We start from the raw sequence: 16,828 nt of genomic DNA on the forward strand, positions 1-16,828 counted from the left end.
AGGGCGATCCTCCTAAATTTCAGACTCAATATCAGGATGTTGCTTTAAAGGTAAAACAAAGTGGAAGCTAGCTCCACCTTTATTATTATTTTGTGCCCAAATTTCTCCTTCATGTAATTGAATAATAGCACGACAAATAGCAAGACCAAGGCCAACACCGGGAATAGCGGATTCTTTTTGAGCTCGAGAGAACTTATCGAAAATCGTTTTTTCTTGCCCATCGGGAATCGCATTGCTGGCATCCCAAATTTCAATATGAATTTTTTTCCCTTCTACCGCAGCTCGAATACCAATAGGTGTATCTTCATGGCTATATTTAACAGCATTTTCTAATAAATTGATTAGCACTCGCTCAATCAAATTTGCATCACAATAAAGCAATAAATCTGCTGGAATATCAATTTCTAAAGGATGGCTGTGCAAGGTGTAATCCAATGTCCTTACAGCACTACTGGTAATTTCTTGCAGTGATTCCCATTGTAAATTGGGTTGAATACTACCTGATTGCAGTCGAGCCATATCAAGTAAATTATTGACTAAACGTGAAGTACTCAGCACCTGTTGGCGCATTTGGTTGACTTGTGCGGTGTGTGGTGAATTTTCTGCTGATAAATTCAACATTAAAATTTCAGTTTGCCCAAATAGAACGGTCAGCGGTGTTTTTAGATCATGGGAAAGTGCGGCTAATAATGAGTTACGTAATTGCTCACGTTCAATATCTAATTTCGCCGACTCAGCTTGCTTGGTCAGGTGTAAACGCGCAAGGGCACTCGCAATTAACCCTGTAAAGGTTTGCAGCATTCGTTGCTGTTCGGGGATCAATAGCTGGCGTATATTTCTTGGCTCGATGGCAAGAACAGCAAGCGTTTGGTCGGCTGTGGTTATGGGTTGTAATTGATAGGGGACACTCGGTAGCGTATCAGTACCTGCGCCAGCGGGCTGACGTTTGTCAAAACTCCACTTTGCAATGGCTTTATCAATCTGCATCTCACTGTGGCCTTCACATGTCAACGGTGATAGCTGACCATTTTCATTTGGTAGCAGTAAGCAACTTTTGGCTTGAAACGCATTATTGAGAAAGTGGTATCCCGTTTTACCAATATCATCGGTACTGAGTGCTTGCCCTAATTCTTTTGTCATTTCATATAAATGGCGTGTTCGTTGCTCTCGATAGCGGGCAATACGAGCTTGATAACGCATGCCCGCAGTTAAATTCCCGACCACCACACCTACAATTAGCATGACGGTGAAGGTGACGAGGTATTGCATATCCATGATAGCAAGGGAAAAATGAGGCTGAACAAAGAATAAATCAAAGCTAATAACGTTAACTAGCGCAGCAAATACCGAAGGGCGCCGTCCATAAAATAAAGCAATCAGTACGACACCCAATAGATACAAAGTGACTAAGTTGGCTTTATCAAGTGCTAATAAAAAAGTTCGTGAAAATAAGGTGATAGCCGTACACATGACAATCGCCATTACATACCCATTCATGTCTGAACGCCATTTCTCCGAAAATGGTTTTCTTTCAGGCTCTTTGTCCCACTCACTTTTTTCTTCTAGGGCGACAATAATTAAATCAAGATCGGGGCCAAGTTTCCCCAAGCGATCAGCAAAACCTAGGCGCCAATTAAGGCGTGGCCATTTACGTTGTTTGTCGCGTCGACCAATGAGTATTTTGCCTAGATTGTGTTCTCGCGCGTAACGCAATATGGCTTTTTCTTCACAAGGGTCAGACAAGGTTGCAGTTTCTGCCCCTAAATCTTGAGCAAGACGCAATGCTTTTAAAATGGCTCTACGTTGCGTCTCTGGTAATTGGTGGAGCGCCGGAGTTTCTACATAAACTGCATGCCATACACTGCCGAATTTAGCCGCAAGGCGAGCCGCTGTGCGAACAAGTTTTTCATTGCCAGTATTATGACCGATGCACAACAAAAGGCCATCACGAGTGTGCCAAACGGGAGCTTGGCCTTTGCCATCACGAAACTCTCGCATCTGGTCATCAACGCGATCGGCGGTACGACGCAAAGCCAATTCACGTAGAGCAATTAGGTTGCCTTTGCGGAAAAAATGTTCAATCGCCCGCTCAGCTTGCCCTGGGATGTAAACTTTGCCTTCTTTAAGGCGCTGGCGTAGATCATCAGGGGGAAGATCCACTAATACCACCTCATCGGCAGCATCAAAAATATGATCAGGAACCGTTTCGCGAACTCGAATACCTGTGATACTTCCTACGATATCATTTAAGCTTTCAATATGTTGAACGTTAACCGTCGTCAGAACATCAATACCGGCATCTAATAATTCTTCGACGTCTTGCCAACGTTTAGGATGGCGGCTGCCATTGGGGTTACTAAACGCTAATTCATCCATTAAGATGATGGCAGGGTGCCTAGCAATAGCTGCATCAATATCAAAAGCATTTAAACGGCGGCCTCGGTGATGAAGTCGCCTAGGTGGTAAGTGGGAAAGTCCATCCAGAAGGGCAGCAGTTTCTTCGCGCTCATGAGTTTCTACAATCCCGACGAGTACATCTAACCCCTGTGCTCTTAGCCGCTGTGCTTCTTGAAGCATGGCATAGGTTTTTCCAACACCAGCGCAGGCGCCAAAAAAGATTTTTAATTTGCCACGTCCTATTTCATTGGCTTTTACCAATAAATCATCGGGGTTAGGGCGAATGGGTTCCTGATTTTTCATAACGGGCCTTAACGCGTTTGGCTATTCATTTGTTGCTGATAATCATCAAGAGCAATGTTTAGTTTTAATACATTAATGACGGGTTCACCTAAAAAAGGCAATAATGCATTCTCAGTATATGAATTAATGAGTGATTTTACCTCCTCTAAGGAGAGCTGTCTGTTTTTCGCTACCCGTGGTGCTTGGTATAAGGCGGCATCGACAGAGATATTTGGATCTAACCCACTTGCTGACGCAGTTAGCAAGTCAACAGGGATAATATTGGTAGCATCTGGGTTTTCTGCACGTAATTGTTCGCTACGTTGTGCCATAGTTTGTTGCAACAATGGGTTACTGACGGCTAAATTACTGCCACCTGAGGCTAAGGTATTGTATGGGGCTTCAGCTGTGGCAGAAGGGCGGCCGTGAAAGTAGTCGAGTCCTAGCTCATTTTGCCCAATTAATGCGGAGCCAATTATGCGGTCATCTTGGGTGATAAGAGAGCCTTTAGCTTGCCACGGAAAAAAGACATTAGCGAGGCCAGTCACTATTAATGGGTAGGCAATACCCGTAAAAATGGTGAGTACGACTAACATGACAATCGATGAGCGGAGCATGTTCATAATTAATTCCTTAAATCCCAAACAAGCTGATAAACATATCAATTAATTTGATCCCAACGAATGGCACCACTAACCCACCTAAGCCATATAGGCCTAAGTTACGTTGCAGTAAAGATTGGGAACTCATTGGGCGGTAGTTGACCCCTTTAATCGCAAGAGGGATCAAGAAAATAATGATTAAGGCATTAAAGATCACCGCAGAAAGAATGGCAGATGCAGGTGAGTGTAAGTGCATTATATTTAATGTATTTAGTTGTGGCCATGTTACGGCAAAAGCCGCAGGAATAATCGCAAAATATTTTGCGATGTCATTTGCAATACTGAACGTCGTTAATGAGCCACGAGTCATCAACATTTGTTTACCAATATGAACGACCTCAATTAGTTTGGTGGGGTTTGAGTCCAAATCCACCATGTTCCCAGCTTCTTTGGCGGCTTGAGTACCTGAGTTCATCGCGACGGCGACATCCGCTTGTGCTAATGCGGGTGCATCATTGGTTCCGTCACCTGTCATGGCAACCAGTCTGCCTTCTGATTGATATTGGCGGATCAATGCCAGTTTTGCTTCAGGCGTTGCTTCTGCAAGGAAATCATCAACGCCAGCCTCCGCAGCGATAGCCGCCGCAGTTAAGTGGTTATCTCCCGTGATCATGACAGTTTTGATGCCCATATTACGCATTTGAGCAAAACGCTCTTTCATACCGCCTTTAACGATATCTTTGAGTGCGACAACCCCTAATACAGTTTGGTTATCGACGACAACGAGTGGCGTTCCCCCCAAATGAGCGACTTTTTCTACCAATTGGTCGGCTTCTATCGGGAATTTACAGTGGTTTGCCTCAACATAGCGACGGATTGCATCCGCAGAGCCTTTGCGGATCATTCTGTCGCCGATATTGACGCCACTCATGCGAGTCATGGCTGAGAATGGAACAAAGGATGCATTTAGGCCATGAATATCTCTTTCACGTAAATTGAATTTTTGTTTTGCGAGGATCACAATACTGCGCCCTTCAGGGGTTTCATCCGCTAAAGAAGACAATTGTGCAGCATCCGCAAGTTGCTGTTCAGTCACGCCAGTTAGTGGTAGAAACTCAGAGGCTTGTCGATTACCCAGTGTGATAGTCCCTGTTTTATCAAGTAATAGAACGTCGACATCACCCGCAGCTTCTACTGCTCGGCCGCTGGTGGCAATCACATTTGCTCCCAACATACGGCTCATTCCTGCTACTCCGATGGATGACAGTAAACCTCCAATGGTCGTAGGGATTAGGCAGACTAATAGAGCAATTAAAACTAAAACGGATACGGCACTGCCTGCACCCGCATGCTCTGCGGCAAAAATTGTGAAAGGGGACAAAGTGGCACAAACTAACACAAAAATAATCGTTAGCGCGGTTAATAAAATAGTTAAGGCGATCTCATTTGGTGTTTTACGGCGTTGCGCTCCTTCTACCATCGAAATCATTCTATCTAAAAAGGTTTCACCGGGGTTGACGGTACACTCAACAATTAACCAATCAGAAAGGACGCGTGTGCCGCCTGTTACGGATGAAAAATCGCCACCGGATTCACGGATCACTGGTGCTGATTCCCCGGTGATAGCACTTTCATCGACGGAAGCTCCACCTTCGATAACTTCACCGTCGCAGGGAATGGTTTCTCCAGCGTTAATCAGGACGATATCCCCTTTACGTAACAGGTTTGAGCTGACGACTTCTTTTGTGGCATCTAATGATGCAGAAGCTAAACGTGTCGCGTTACTTTGTTGTTTTACCCCTTTTAAGCTCTGTGCTTGGGCTTTGCTGCGACCTTCAGCAAGGGCTTCTGCAAAGTTAGCAAAAAGCACAGTAAACCATAACCAAAGGGTGAGCATGCCGCTAAACCATGCATTCCCCTCGGTGTAGTGGGTTGCCATTGCTAACCATAATAATGTGGTGATAATGCTACCAATAAACACGACAAACATGACAGGATTTCGCCACTGTGCCTGCGGCGTGCATTTTTTTATGGCTTCAATAATGGATTGTTTGATTAATTTATTATCGAATAATTTAGTATTTTTATTGTTCATTTTTCCTCCTCATAGTCCTAATAAACCAATTTGTAATTGTTCAGCAATTGGACCTAAAGCAAGGGCTGGTACAAAGGTTAGTGCACCAATGAGAAGCACGGTGAAAACAAGTAATCCAATGAATAACGGACCTGTTGTGGGCAAGCTTGCATGGCTTTGCGCCTGTGGTTTTTTCAGTACCATTGAGCCTGCAATGGCTAATACGGGGAGGATCACACCAAAACGACCAACAAACATAGCGATAGCCAGTAGCACATTGTAGAACGGGGTATTGGCATTTAAGCCTGCAAATGCGCTACCGTTATTATTGGCAGCAGATGAAAATGCGTATAACACTTCACTAAAACCGTGGGCGCCGGGGTTTAAAATGCCAGAACGGCCAGCCTCGGTCATTAAAGCAAGTGTTGTACCGAGTAGCACAAGGGTTGGCGTGACTAAAATAGCCAGTGCAACCATTTTCATTTCACGTACCTCGATTTTTTTACCAAGGTATTCCGGGGTGCGACCAATCATTAAGCCCGCAAGGAATACGGCGAGTAAAACAAATAGCAACATGCCGTATAAGCCGGAGCCAACGCCACCAAATACGACTTCACCAATTTGCATTAGCCACATGGGTACCATACCGCCCATAGCCGTAAAGGAATCGTGCATTGCATTGACTGCACCACAGGATGCAGCTGTCGTAACTACGGCAAAAACAGCCGATCCTAATATGCCAAAACGACTTTCTTTTCCTTCCATATTGGCGGTTGTTGAGGCATGCAATTCAGTTAAAAATGGATTACCTACATACTCGGCGTGGATCACCACGATAGCAGCAATGATAAAAATAATTCCCATTACCCATAATAAGGTATGCCCTTGTTTGTTATTACCGACAGCTCGACCGAAAGCGAAGCACAATGCGGTAGGAATTAAGAAAATTGCTAGCATCTGTACAATGTTGCTTAAAGCTGTTGGATTTTCAAAGGGATGGGAGGAGTTTGCGCCAAAGAAACCACCGCCATTAGTACCGAGAAGTTTTATCGCTTCTTGGGATGCGACAGGCCCCATTGGCAATAATTGATTGGTATTGTCTAAACGGCTAACCAATACATAATCCGAAAAGTTTTGGATAACGCCTTGGCTGACAAAAAAGAGCGCAAAAATGAGAGCTAGTGGAAAGAGCAGGTAGGCGGTGATGCGGTAAATATCGACCCACGCATTTCCTATGGTTTTACTACCATGACGTGAAAATGCACGGATCAGTACGAAAACGATGGCAATCCCCGTTGCTGCGGAGAGAAAGTTTTGTACTGTAAGCCCTGCCATTTGGCTGAGATAACTTAATGTATTTTCACCGCTATAAGATTGCCAGTTGGTATTGGCGACAAAGCTGATTGCCGTATTAAACGCTAAATCCCAGCTCATACCAGGAAAATGTTGAGGATTCAGTGGTAGGTGGCCTTGAAACATGAGTATCGCAAACAGCAAAATAAAGCCTAACAGGTTGAATAGTACAATGGCTAAGGCGTACTGTAGCCAAGTCATTTCCGCCATTTCTCTACCGGGCTGCTTTATCCCACTTAAGCGCCAAAGGAGGGTTTCACTTTGGGTTAAAATGTTGGGAACATCGCTATCAATTAGGCGAGCGATGCCGTTACCTAAAGGTTTCGCCAAAACGAATAACACCAATAAAAAGCTGCCAATAAATAAAAATGTTGTGGTGGCCATATCAGAAATCCTCCGCGTTAAGCAGGGCATAAATCAGATAAACCAGCAGTAAAACAACGAGAACTGCCCCAATAATGGAAAGTAATGACACAGTATTTTCTCCTTATTATTTCCATGTCATAAGGGTAGAGATTCCGTTGTAAAGAAGCTGATAAAAAAGGCCATTTGGGTGTAAAAATAGTATAAAAATTTATTGTTATTTTTATCAAATGGATGGTTAACATTGATGAGTAAAGAAAGGTAGATGTAGTTGCTATATGTAAAACACCAATTGTTAACTATATGTTTCAATAATGTTTGTTTTAAACGGAATTAAGTTAATAAATGTAATAAAATTACGAAAACAGCATCTTTTAGCTATTTTTTTTTAAATTAAGTGGTCAGATGAGTATTTTTATTACACAATTTGCGGTATCCTATATTCAGTTAATTAAATACATATTATCTGTTCGATTTTGGTAGCTCTCAGATACGGTTTTTTGGGAAAGGTATAGAGCAAGACTGGAGTCGACAAATAAAGTGGCAACTGAAGGAGGATATCGATGTCCACATATCGCGAATATTCCCGTAATCAGGTACTTGCACGTCGCACTGCTGCAGTAACAGCTGGCATAATTGCGTTTCCGGTTATGGTGTTTCATCCAAAAAGAGCAAAGTTTTATAGTCATTTACACAAGGTTTGGGCAAAAACGAGTGATAAACCAGTTTGGTTACAATGCTCAGAAAACACCCTCGAAAGTCATCGTTAATACGATCCGCTAAATGACTAAATACAGCCCCTGCAATAGTATGTTGTGGGGGATAGTTGTTTTTATTTCCTGCACTCATTCAATATCAACCTCGATTTTTTCTCAATTAATCCCTTCTGTTTGCTCCAAATAACACAGAAAAAAATGATGTTTCCGTTTATGCTTATTGATTATCACTAAATTATATTCAAAATGATGAATAAATCGTTTAGCTGCGCAGTAAAAAGGACAACAGAATGCATAATTTAAGGTTAGAAGAAATCATTAATGATGAGTTGAAAGTTAGTGAATTCCAAGATTTTGCGCCGAATGGATTGCAAGTTGAAGGGCGGCCACATGTGCATAAAATCATTACAGGGGTGACGGCTTGCCAAGCATTATTAGATGTTGCTGTTGAAAAGAATGCGGATGCGATAATTGTTCATCATGGCTATTTTTGGAAAAATGAACCTGCCATTATTAAAGGCATGAAGAAAAATCGCTTAAAAACATTATTAGCGAATGATATTAACCTGTATGGCTATCATTTACCTTTAGATGCACATCATCAATTAGGTAATAATACTCAGCTTGCTTATATCATGGGGGTACAGGTTAATGGTCAAATTGAGCCATTACTGCCTTTTGGTTTCTTCGATCAACCCGTTAAACCTGCGGAATTAACTCAGCGTTTAGAGTCGCGTCTTGGCCGTCGTGTCTTGCATTGCGGTGATAATGCGAAAGAAGAAATTCGCCAAATTGCATGGTGTACGGGAGGCGGGCAAAGCTTTATTTTGCAAGCGGCTGAATTTGGTGTTGATGCGTTTGTAACCGGTGAGGTTTCAGAGCAAACAATCCATATTGCGAGGGAAATGGGTATCCATTTTTACAGTGCAGGGCACCATGCTACGGAGCGTTACGGAATTAAAGCGCTGACTAAGTGGTTAGTCGATGTGCATGGGTTAGACGCCGAGTTTATCGATATCGATAATCCCGCCTAAATTCTCGTCATATTTCGAGCTGTGGCGGTGTTGGCTTCACTCGGCTACTTGGGTCACATACTTGTGTATGCTCCCCAAGATATCCTCATTTGCCGCCTAGCCACAACTCGAACTATTTAGAGAATTAAATTTTCATCTAATTTTCATTTACGCTTTATTTTTCAAAACGACTGCATAGTTGACGACACTCGGCTACTTGGATCACATACTTGTGTATGCTCCCCAAGATATCCTCATTTGCCGCCTAGCCACAACTCGAACTATTTAGAGAATTAAATTTTCACCTAATTTTTATTTAAGCGGTATTTTTGTTCTAAGCTACCACATTGTGGGCCGCCTTCGCGAACTCGGGTCACATACTTGTATCTGCTCCCCAAGATATTCTCTTTTGCCGCCTAGCGGTGATTCGAAATGCATAGCTGATTGATAATTATAAAAATAAAAAATGGCTACTGAGTGCGATATTTTAACGATGCAAAAACCAATACTAGTCCTGAAATCGTTAGTACTAAGCCCAAGTGTTGACTCCAGCCCGCCACCATTAACCCAAGCGCTAAACCAATGTAGTAAAACAAACCTAAAATTGCACCGGCGGTACCTTTTCGGTCACTATAATAGTTTAATGCATGAGCAAGTATGTTCGGGATTGCAATTCCGTAACCAACAACAATACCAATGACAGGTAAAACGAACCAAACCGAGCTCATTAGAGTAAAAACTAAACAACCACTCACCAAGGAAATGCCGCTAGATAGTTTAACCAGTTGCTCTGATGAGTATTTTTTAGCCAATAAATAGCGGTTCAAGAATGAACCTAAGCCAACTCCGAAGGCTAATAAAATGCCTGTTAGGCCAAATTGTTGCTGAGTGAGCATTAATTGTTCAAAACTGAAAGGTGCCAGCTGGTAATAGCTAAATAAATTAATGTTAAAAAATGCAATCAAGATCACATTTCTAATAATTTCTTTATCCGCGCTCATTCGTAAAAATGTTGTAACAAATGAGATTTGGATCACGTTCTGTGGGCGAGTTTCGGGTAAACGATACATTGACCACAGTAAAAGTACGATGGCTAAAATGGCTAATCCAATAAAAACACCACGATACCCCGCTAAACTGACCAGCCCAGCGCCAGATAACATACCTAATGCAGGACTAATGGCTAATGCAATTCCCATAATTGAGAAAACTTTCGCTAATTCATGACCTTGGTAGCTATCACGCATGACGGTTTGTGTACCAATTGAGCCCACAGCAGCACCAAAAGCGGCTAACATCCGCAGCAATAGTAACAAATAAAATTGGCTAATAAATAAGGCGCTGATTGAGGCAATCCCATAAACCAGCAAACCCGCTAAAATCGTTGGCCGACGCCCTAGTGTGTCACACATGCGCCCCCAAAAAACCACGCCTAATGCAAAAGCAAAGAAATAAAGCGATAGTGTTTGTGACGCTTGTTCCGCATTTACTGAGAAAGCACTGGCGATATCAGTGAGTGCAGGGCTGTATATGGTCTCCACTATTTGTGGAAACATCATCAAGGCAACAGCAAGCCACAATGAGAGGGGATGTTTCATGTCTATTTTCCTACCCTGTGTAATAAAAAATAACGATCTAATCTTTTAATGGCGAGCAGTTTAGTGGACATTTTCATGTCTTATTACAATAATAAAGACTTTAAATATCAAAAAAAGGACAGTTATGGCATGGCTAAATCAAACGGATGAATTTCAAACCCATTGGTATCAGGCTCCTGTTTTAGGGATTGCAGCACAGATGGGGCTGCATGATTCAGGGACGCACAGTCATGAAATGGGACAACTTTTGTTTACTCAACAAGGATGTATTCGCATATTGCTAGAAAATCGCCTAACGCTGCTGCCTCCAGGTAGGGTGGCGTGGCTTCCACCATTTGTTCCTCATCGTGCGCAAATGCGGGCATCAGTAGGTTATCGTTCCATTTATTTGAGTGAAGAATATGCGCAAAAAATCGGTAATAACGTGGTAATTTTGAGTATTTCGCCATTACTTAGAGAGCTACTGGAACGTATTGCTATCGCACCATTTGACAGTGATTGGCAAATGGGAAGGTTGGCAAATTTGTTACCTGTTTTTATTGATGAGTTACAAGCTGCGACAACTGAGCCGACTTTACTTCCTTTACCACAAGATAGGCGCTTTAGCCGATTCGATGTTGAACAATTACCCCCAAATTTGAGCGAACTTGCTCAAATTGTTGGTGCTAGCGAAAAGACGATTACGCGTATTTTTTTGAAAGAAACAGGAATGACATATCAAACATGGCGACAGCAATGGCGGTTTATTAAAGCGATTGAATTGTTGACTCAAAATCGACCTTATCACTTTATTACTCAAGAGCTTGGCTTAAGTAGTGATAGCGCATTTATTAGCTTTTTCCGTAAGATGAGCGGTGTGACACCAAGAGAATACCAACAGTAATATGATATGATAAAACGAAAAAAGCCTCGATTTACCAAGGCTTTACTATGTGTAGAGTTTTAGATTTAACTAATATTATTTTTTTGCTAATCCAGAGTTGAATTCGCGTTTGTCATAACCCGTATACAGCTGACGAGGACGGGCAATTTTCAGCCCATCATCATGCATTTCGTTCCAGTGAGCTATCCAACCTATCGTACGTGCGATGGCAAAAATAACTGTAAACATCGAAGATGGAATACCCATTGCTTTCAATATGATACCTGAGTAGAAGTCAACGTTTGGATACAGTTTTTTCTCAATGAAATATGGGTCGTTTAATGCAATACGTTCCAGCTCCATTGCTACTTCCAGCAAGCTATCATTCAAGCCCAGTTCATTCAGAACTTCATGGCAAGTTTCACGCATGACTGTCGCACGCGGATCGTGGTTTTTGTATACACGGTGACCGAAGCCCATCAGACGGAAAGAGTCATTTTTATCTTTAGCGCGCTCGATAAATGCTGGGATATGCTCGACTGATTGAATTTCTTCAAGCATGCGTAAGCAAGCTTCGTTAGCACCACCGTGAGCAGGCCCCCACAGCGATGCAATACCCGCAGCGATACACGCAAATGGGTTTGCACCAGATGAACCCGCAGTACGTACAGTCGAGGTTGAGGCATTTTGTTCGTGGTCAGCGTGCAGGATTAAAATACGATCCATTGCGCGCTCAAGCACTGGATTTACAACATATTCTTCACATGGTGTAGAGAACATCATGTACAAAAAGTTACCCGCGTATGACAAGTCATTACGTGGATAAACGAAAGGCTGGCCAATCGAATATTTATAACACATTGCCGCAACGGTAGGCATTTTGGACAGCAAACGATAAGCGGTAATTTCACGGTGACGTGGGTTATTCACATCTAATGCATCGTGATAGAACGCTGCGAGTGCACCAGTAACACCGCATAATACTGCCATTGGGTGTGAGTCACGGCGGAATCCATTAAGCATACGTGTAATTTGCTCGTGGATCATTGTGTGGCGAGTGACCGTATATTTAAATGTGTCGTATTGTTCTTGTGTTGGTGCTTCGCCGTATAGCAGGATATAACAAACTTCGAGGTATGTGGCTTGAGTGGCGAGTTGATCAATCGGGAAACCACGGTGCAGCAGAACGCCGTTATCACCATCGATATAGGTGATTTTGGATTCACATGATGCAGTAGAAGTAAAACCAGGGTCGTAGGTAAAGAACTTTTTAGAACCTAAAGTTCGGACATCGATAACGTCATGACCAATGGTAGGGCTTAAAATGTCTAGTTCAATCTCACCCTTACTACCAGTCGTTAGCTTAGCTTTGTTATCAGCCATTTACGGTCTCCTTAGCGCTTGATAATCAACACCCAACAACCCAGAAGGCCAGTCTTATACTGTTTCTCCGTGCATTGTTCTACCGGTGTGCTTTAAAAATAAGCGCGTTATCACATAAAACCTGATATCTGACGACCGACGACAATGTAATTAGGTTGTTTATGAGTGTGTAGATGTTATGTTCTTTTTGTTGTTTGCCCTACAATATCATTATTTGTTGTAAGGGGAACAACTTTCATAACTTTTGTTATTAATACCCATCATAGTGCAAATTATGGGGCACTTAACATTGCAACATTCACGTTTTTCTCTTCAACGGAGAAGCATCAGCTATACCGCTAAGATAATTCTGTCAGTCCTATATGTAAGATAAATGTTGAATCATTGTCAAATAACATAAGCACATTTATACAAAATGTTTAAATCGTGATCCCTCTCACTGTTCGGGCTAAATGTCTCCAAACATTTTGTGTGGGAATTGTAATGGCATTGTGAAGACTTTATACTAGCGGCAGGTCTCCGGATTACCCTGTAGTAGGAGTTCCCAGCGTGATCAGTATGCAACTTTATTTAAACATGATGGATTAGAGTTTGTGTTAAGTTGCATTTTGTACCCCTGTCGCTGTCTGATTTCCACCCCAGGTCCGGAGGATGGAAAATAATAAAGAGCTGTGTGGGCAAAATTGTGAAAAAACAAAGACCTGTCAACCTTGATTTGCAGACGATTCACTTCCCGATCACTGCAATATCTTCGATCTTGCACCGTGTCTCTGGCGTCATTACTCTCATCGCAGTTGGTATTCTGCTTTGGTTGTTAGGGACATCTCTCTCCTCTCCAGAAGGTTTTCAATACGCGTCTGAAATAATGACTGGCTTTTTTGCTAAGTTCATTCTTTGGGGCATCTTGACAGCATTGGCCTATCACATTTGTGGTGGTATTCGCCATATGTTAATGGATTTTGGCTATGTTGATGAAACCCTTGCTGCTGGTAACTCATCTGCAAAAATTACATTTGTTATTACCGTAATTCTGGCAATTCTGGCGGGGATCTTAGTATGGTAAGTAATGCATCTGCTTTAGGCCGTACTGGTATCCAGGACTGGCTATTAATCCGTGCTTCTGCGATTGTCATCGTATTATACGTAATCTATGTTGTTGGCTTTGTGGCTATTAACGATATTACTTATGAAGTATGGCGTGGTTTTTTTGCTTCCTCTGTGACGAAAGTGTTTACTGTCCTCACGTTGTTCTCGATTCTTGTGCATGCTTGGATTGGCATGTGGCAAGTGCTAACGGACTATGTTAAGCCACTCGCAATTCGCTTAGTGTTGCAACTGGTTATTGTTGTCGGTCTGTTGGCTTATTTAATTTACGGAACAATTGTTGTGTGGGGTGCATAAATGAATCTGCCAATCAGAGAGTTCGACGCTATCGTTATCGGTGCTGGTGGTGCAGGTATGCGCGCAGCACTTCAAATTTCACAGTTGGGCCTATCTTGTGCTCTGCTGTCAAAAGTATTTCCAACCCGTTCCCATACTGTATCAGCACAAGGTGGTATCACTGTTGCATTAGGTAACACTCACCCTGATAACTGGGAATGGCATATGTACGACACTGTCAAAGGTTCCGATTACATTGGTGACCAAGATGCTATCGAATACATGTGTAAAACGGGGCCTGAAGCTATCCTCGAATTAGAGCACATGGGGTTACCGTTCTCGCGCCTTGACGATGGACGTATTTATCAACGGCCATTTGGTGGACAGTCTAAAAACTTCGGTGGTGAGCAAGCGGCGCGTACAGCTGCGGCGGCTGACCGTACTGGCCATGCTCTGTTACATACGTTGTATCAGCAGAACTTAAAAAACCATACAACCATTTTTTCTGAGTGGTATGCCCTTGATTTAGTTAAAAACCAAGATGGCGATGTGGTAGGTTGTACTGCAATCTGTATGGAAACAGGCGAACTGGTTTATTTCAAAGCGAAAGCCACTATTTTAGCAACAGGTGGTGCAGGTCGTATTTACCAATCAACCACTAACGCACACATCAATACGGGTGATGGCGTAGGGATGGCTGCTCGTGCAGGTGTGCCACTGCAAGATATGGAAATGTGGCAATTCCACCCAACGGGGATCGCGGGCGCGGGTGTTCTCGTGACTGAAGGTTGTCGTGGTGAAGGCGGTTACTTGCTGAATAAAGACGGTGAGCGCTTCATGGAACGCTATGCGCCAAATGCGAAAGACCTTGCGGGTCGTGACGTTGTCGCTCGTTCTATCATGATTGAAATTCGTGAAGGTCGTGGCTGCGATGGTCCGTGGGGGCCACACGCGAAACTAAAACTGGATCATTTAGGGAAAGAAGTTCTGGAGTCTCGTTTACCGGGTATTCTTGAATTATCTCGGACCTTTGCTCACGTTGACCCAATTAAAGAGCCAATCCCAGTCATTCCAACATGTCACTATATGATGGGAGGTATCCCAACCAAAGTGACGGGGCAAGCACTGCGTTATAACGAAAAAGGTGAAGACGAAGTTATTCCTGGCCTGTTTGCTGTGGGGGAAATTGCGTGTGTATCTGTACATGGCGCTAACCGTTTAGGCGGTAACTCACTGCTTGACTTGGTGGTATTTGGCCGTTCTGCGGGTCTGCACTTGAAAGAATCCATCATGGAACAAGGTTCAATGCGTGATGCATCTGAGTCTGACATTGATGCAGCAATGACTCGCTTTAATCGTTGGGAAAATGCACGTACTGGTGAAGATCCAACAGAGATCCGTAAAGCACTGCAAACCTGTATGCAGCATAACTTCTCGGTATTCCGTGAAGGTGATGCAATGGCTAAAGGTTTAGAAGAGCTGAAAGTAATCCGTGAGCGTCTGCAAAATGCGCGTCTTGATGATACTTCTACTGAATTTAATACTCAGCGTATCGAATGTTTAGAACTGGATAATCTGATGGAAACCGCTTATGCAACTGCACAAGCAGCAAACTTCCGTACAGAAAGTCGTGGGGCACATAGCCGTTTTGACTATCCAGACCGTGATGATGCGAATTGGTTATGTCACTCATTATATTTACCGCAATCTGAAACGATGACGCGTCGTGAAGTGAACATGCAGCCGAAACTGCGTGAAGCCTTCCCACCGAAAATTCGTACCTACTAATGCGTGGTGTTAATCCAGTTGCGGAGAAATAAACTATGAAACTACAATTTTCGATTTATCGCTATAATCCTGATGTGGACAACGCCCCACGCATGCAAGATTACACCCTTGAAGTACCTGAAGGTCGTGACATGATGCTGCTTGATGCGTTAATCCAAATCAAAGAGCAAGACCCTACGCTGTCATTCCGTCGTTCTTGCCGTGAAGGGGTATGTGGTTCTGATGGTCTGAACATGAACGGTAAAAATGGACTGGCTTGTATCACGCCATTGTCTGCTTTAATCCGGGCAGGGAAGAAAATTGTCATTCGTCCATTGCCAGGTTTGCCTGTTATTCGCGACCTGATCATTGACATGACTCAGTTCTATACCCAATACGAAAAAATTCGTCCGTATCTTATTAACGATAATAAGAATCCACCAGCACGTGAGAATTTACAAACTCCTGCGCAACGTGAAAAACTTGATGGTTTATATGAGTGTATTCTGTGCGCATGTTGTTCGACTTCTTGCCCATCTTTCTGGTGGAATCCGGACAAATTTATTGGGCCAGCAGGTCTGTTAGCTGCATACCGCTTCTTAATCGACAGTCGTGATACTGAAACGGATTCAAGATTAGATGATCTGAACGACGCTTTTAGTGTTTTCCGCTGTCATAGCATCATGAATTGTGTCAATGTATGCCCTAAAGGGCTAAATCCAACCAAAGCTATTGGACATATTAAATCTATGTTACTAAAACATAGTGCCTAGTAGTTGGTATTTAACCTGCGGTGCTTTGGTGCCGCAGGTTAAAAATAAATAGCACGAAATAAAAACATAAGACAAAAAGAAAGGGTAAAGTAAAAACAGTATTTTGATTTAAATAGCGCTTAAGGTCACAAAAGCGCGAAAACGAAATACCCATAAAGGTCATCAGAAAGTAACATTGTCATTCACAAAACGTAGCATTAAACAAAACGTTGTAATAACAAAAGCGTATAAAAGTGAAAGTACAGAAAGTAATAGTAAAAAGTAA

The 16,828-nt window shown here is 42.8% G+C and carries 14 protein-coding genes; 7 read left to right on the plus strand and 7 right to left on the minus strand.

The genetic code is table 11. The annotated features are described in order from the left end of the window. Positions 1–12 precede the first annotated feature (12 nt). Genes kdpD through kdpF form a run of 5 tightly spaced genes read right to left on the minus strand, consistent with a single transcriptional unit; the run spans position 13 to position 7,183 of the window. Positions 13–2,700, minus strand: coding sequence for a two-component system sensor histidine kinase KdpD (gene kdpD / locus ACLPIE_RS10490; RefSeq protein WP_430261573.1), 2,688 nt, complete (start codon positions 2,698–2,700; stop codon positions 13–15). Positions 2,701–2,708: 8 nt separating this feature from the next. After that, positions 2,709–3,302, minus strand: coding sequence for a potassium-transporting ATPase subunit KdpC (kdpC, locus tag ACLPIE_RS10495; protein ID WP_430261574.1), 594 nt, complete (start codon positions 3,300–3,302; stop codon positions 2,709–2,711). Positions 3,303–3,312: 10 nt separating this feature from the next. Further along, the gene (gene kdpB, locus ACLPIE_RS10500; protein WP_430261575.1) at positions 3,313–5,376 is read right to left on the minus strand and encodes a potassium-transporting ATPase subunit KdpB; all 2,064 of its coding nucleotides are present in this window, start codon (positions 5,374–5,376) and stop codon (positions 3,313–3,315) included. A 9-nt stretch (positions 5,377–5,385) separates the two neighbouring features. Beyond that, the gene (gene kdpA / locus ACLPIE_RS10505) at positions 5,386–7,092 is read right to left on the minus strand and encodes a potassium-transporting ATPase subunit KdpA (RefSeq protein ID WP_430261576.1); all 1,707 of its coding nucleotides are present in this window, start codon (positions 7,090–7,092) and stop codon (positions 5,386–5,388) included. Between the two features lies 1 nt (position 7,093). Beyond that, entirely contained in the window at positions 7,094–7,183 is a 90-nt protein-coding gene (gene kdpF / locus ACLPIE_RS10510; RefSeq protein ID WP_430261577.1) for a K(+)-transporting ATPase subunit F, read from the minus strand. Between the two features lie 451 nt (positions 7,184–7,634). Between kdpF and ACLPIE_RS10515 the strand changes: the two genes are divergently transcribed. Both ACLPIE_RS10515 and ACLPIE_RS10520 read left to right on the plus strand, forming a co-directional pair. Then, positions 7,635–7,841 (plus strand): YbfA family protein, encoded by a 207-nt coding sequence (locus tag ACLPIE_RS10515; RefSeq protein WP_430261578.1) that lies wholly within the window; start codon positions 7,635–7,637, stop codon positions 7,839–7,841. A gap of 236 nt (positions 7,842–8,077) precedes the next feature. Next, positions 8,078–8,821 carry a type 2 GTP cyclohydrolase I gene (locus ACLPIE_RS10520; RefSeq protein WP_430261579.1) on the plus strand — a complete coding sequence of 248 codons (744 nt, stop codon included), beginning with the start codon at positions 8,078–8,080 and terminating at the stop codon, positions 8,819–8,821. 449 nt (positions 8,822–9,270) lie between these two features. Here ACLPIE_RS10520 and ACLPIE_RS10525 read toward each other — a convergent pair whose 3' ends face one another. After that, positions 9,271–10,398, minus strand: coding sequence for a multidrug effflux MFS transporter (locus ACLPIE_RS10525; RefSeq protein WP_430261580.1), 1,128 nt, complete (start codon positions 10,396–10,398; stop codon positions 9,271–9,273). Positions 10,399–10,522: 124 nt separating this feature from the next. Between ACLPIE_RS10525 and ACLPIE_RS10530 the strand changes: the two genes are divergently transcribed. Next, positions 10,523–11,281: an AraC family transcriptional regulator gene (locus tag ACLPIE_RS10530; protein ID WP_430261581.1), complete on the plus strand. Its 759-nt coding sequence runs from the start codon at positions 10,523–10,525 to the stop codon at positions 11,279–11,281. 75 nt (positions 11,282–11,356) lie between these two features. Here the strand turns inward: ACLPIE_RS10530 and ACLPIE_RS10535 are convergent, their stop codons facing one another. Beyond that, a complete protein-coding gene (locus ACLPIE_RS10535; RefSeq protein WP_430261582.1) occupies positions 11,357–12,643 on the minus strand; it encodes a citrate synthase in 1,287 nt (428 codons plus the stop codon). Between the two features lie 673 nt (positions 12,644–13,316). Between ACLPIE_RS10535 and sdhC the strand changes: the two genes are divergently transcribed. From sdhC to ACLPIE_RS10555, 4 genes are read left to right on the plus strand one after another with little or no spacing between them, the layout of a single operon-like run. After that, entirely contained in the window at positions 13,317–13,706 is a 390-nt protein-coding gene (gene sdhC, locus ACLPIE_RS10540) for a succinate dehydrogenase cytochrome b556 subunit (RefSeq protein WP_430261583.1), read from the plus strand. Beyond that, positions 13,700–14,044 carry a succinate dehydrogenase membrane anchor subunit gene (gene sdhD / locus ACLPIE_RS10545; RefSeq protein ID WP_430261584.1) on the plus strand — a complete coding sequence of 115 codons (345 nt, stop codon included), beginning with the start codon at positions 13,700–13,702 and terminating at the stop codon, positions 14,042–14,044. The genes sdhC and sdhD overlap by 7 nt, the downstream gene beginning before the upstream one ends. Further along, positions 14,045–15,811, plus strand: coding sequence for a succinate dehydrogenase flavoprotein subunit (gene sdhA, locus ACLPIE_RS10550; protein ID WP_430261585.1), 1,767 nt, complete (start codon positions 14,045–14,047; stop codon positions 15,809–15,811). A 35-nt stretch (positions 15,812–15,846) separates the two neighbouring features. Continuing rightward, positions 15,847–16,563: a succinate dehydrogenase iron-sulfur subunit gene (locus ACLPIE_RS10555; protein WP_430261586.1), complete on the plus strand. Its 717-nt coding sequence runs from the start codon at positions 15,847–15,849 to the stop codon at positions 16,561–16,563. Positions 16,564–16,828: the final 265 nt, after the last annotated feature.

The sequence above is a fragment of the Providencia sp. Me31A genome, assembly GCF_050487165.1.
GTDB lineage: Bacteria > Pseudomonadota > Gammaproteobacteria > Enterobacterales > Enterobacteriaceae > Providencia.

Bases quoted from the DNA above. Each gene is read 5' to 3' on its own strand.
- kdpD (WP_430261573.1), bottom strand. From the start codon at position 2,700: ATGAAAAATCAGGAACCCATTCGCCCTAACCCCGATGATTTATTGGTA.
- kdpC (WP_430261574.1), bottom strand. From the start codon at position 3,302: ATGAACATGCTCCGCTCATCGATTGTCATGTTAGTCGTACTCACCATT.
- kdpB (WP_430261575.1), bottom strand. From the start codon at position 5,376: ATGAACAATAAAAATACTAAATTATTCGATAATAAATTAATCAAACAA.
- kdpA (WP_430261576.1), bottom strand. From the start codon at position 7,092: ATGGCCACCACAACATTTTTATTTATTGGCAGCTTTTTATTGGTGTTA.
- ACLPIE_RS10515 (WP_430261578.1), top strand. From the start codon at position 7,635: ATGTCCACATATCGCGAATATTCCCGTAATCAGGTACTTGCACGTCGC.
- ACLPIE_RS10520 (WP_430261579.1), top strand. From the start codon at position 8,078: ATGCATAATTTAAGGTTAGAAGAAATCATTAATGATGAGTTGAAAGTT.
- ACLPIE_RS10525 (WP_430261580.1), bottom strand. From the start codon at position 10,398: ATGAAACATCCCCTCTCATTGTGGCTTGCTGTTGCCTTGATGATGTTT.
- ACLPIE_RS10530 (WP_430261581.1), top strand. From the start codon at position 10,523: ATGGCATGGCTAAATCAAACGGATGAATTTCAAACCCATTGGTATCAG.
- ACLPIE_RS10535 (WP_430261582.1), bottom strand. From the start codon at position 12,643: ATGGCTGATAACAAAGCTAAGCTAACGACTGGTAGTAAGGGTGAGATT.
- sdhD (WP_430261584.1), top strand. From the start codon at position 13,700: ATGGTAAGTAATGCATCTGCTTTAGGCCGTACTGGTATCCAGGACTGG.
- sdhA (WP_430261585.1), top strand. From the start codon at position 14,045: ATGAATCTGCCAATCAGAGAGTTCGACGCTATCGTTATCGGTGCTGGT.
- ACLPIE_RS10555 (WP_430261586.1), top strand. From the start codon at position 15,847: ATGAAACTACAATTTTCGATTTATCGCTATAATCCTGATGTGGACAAC.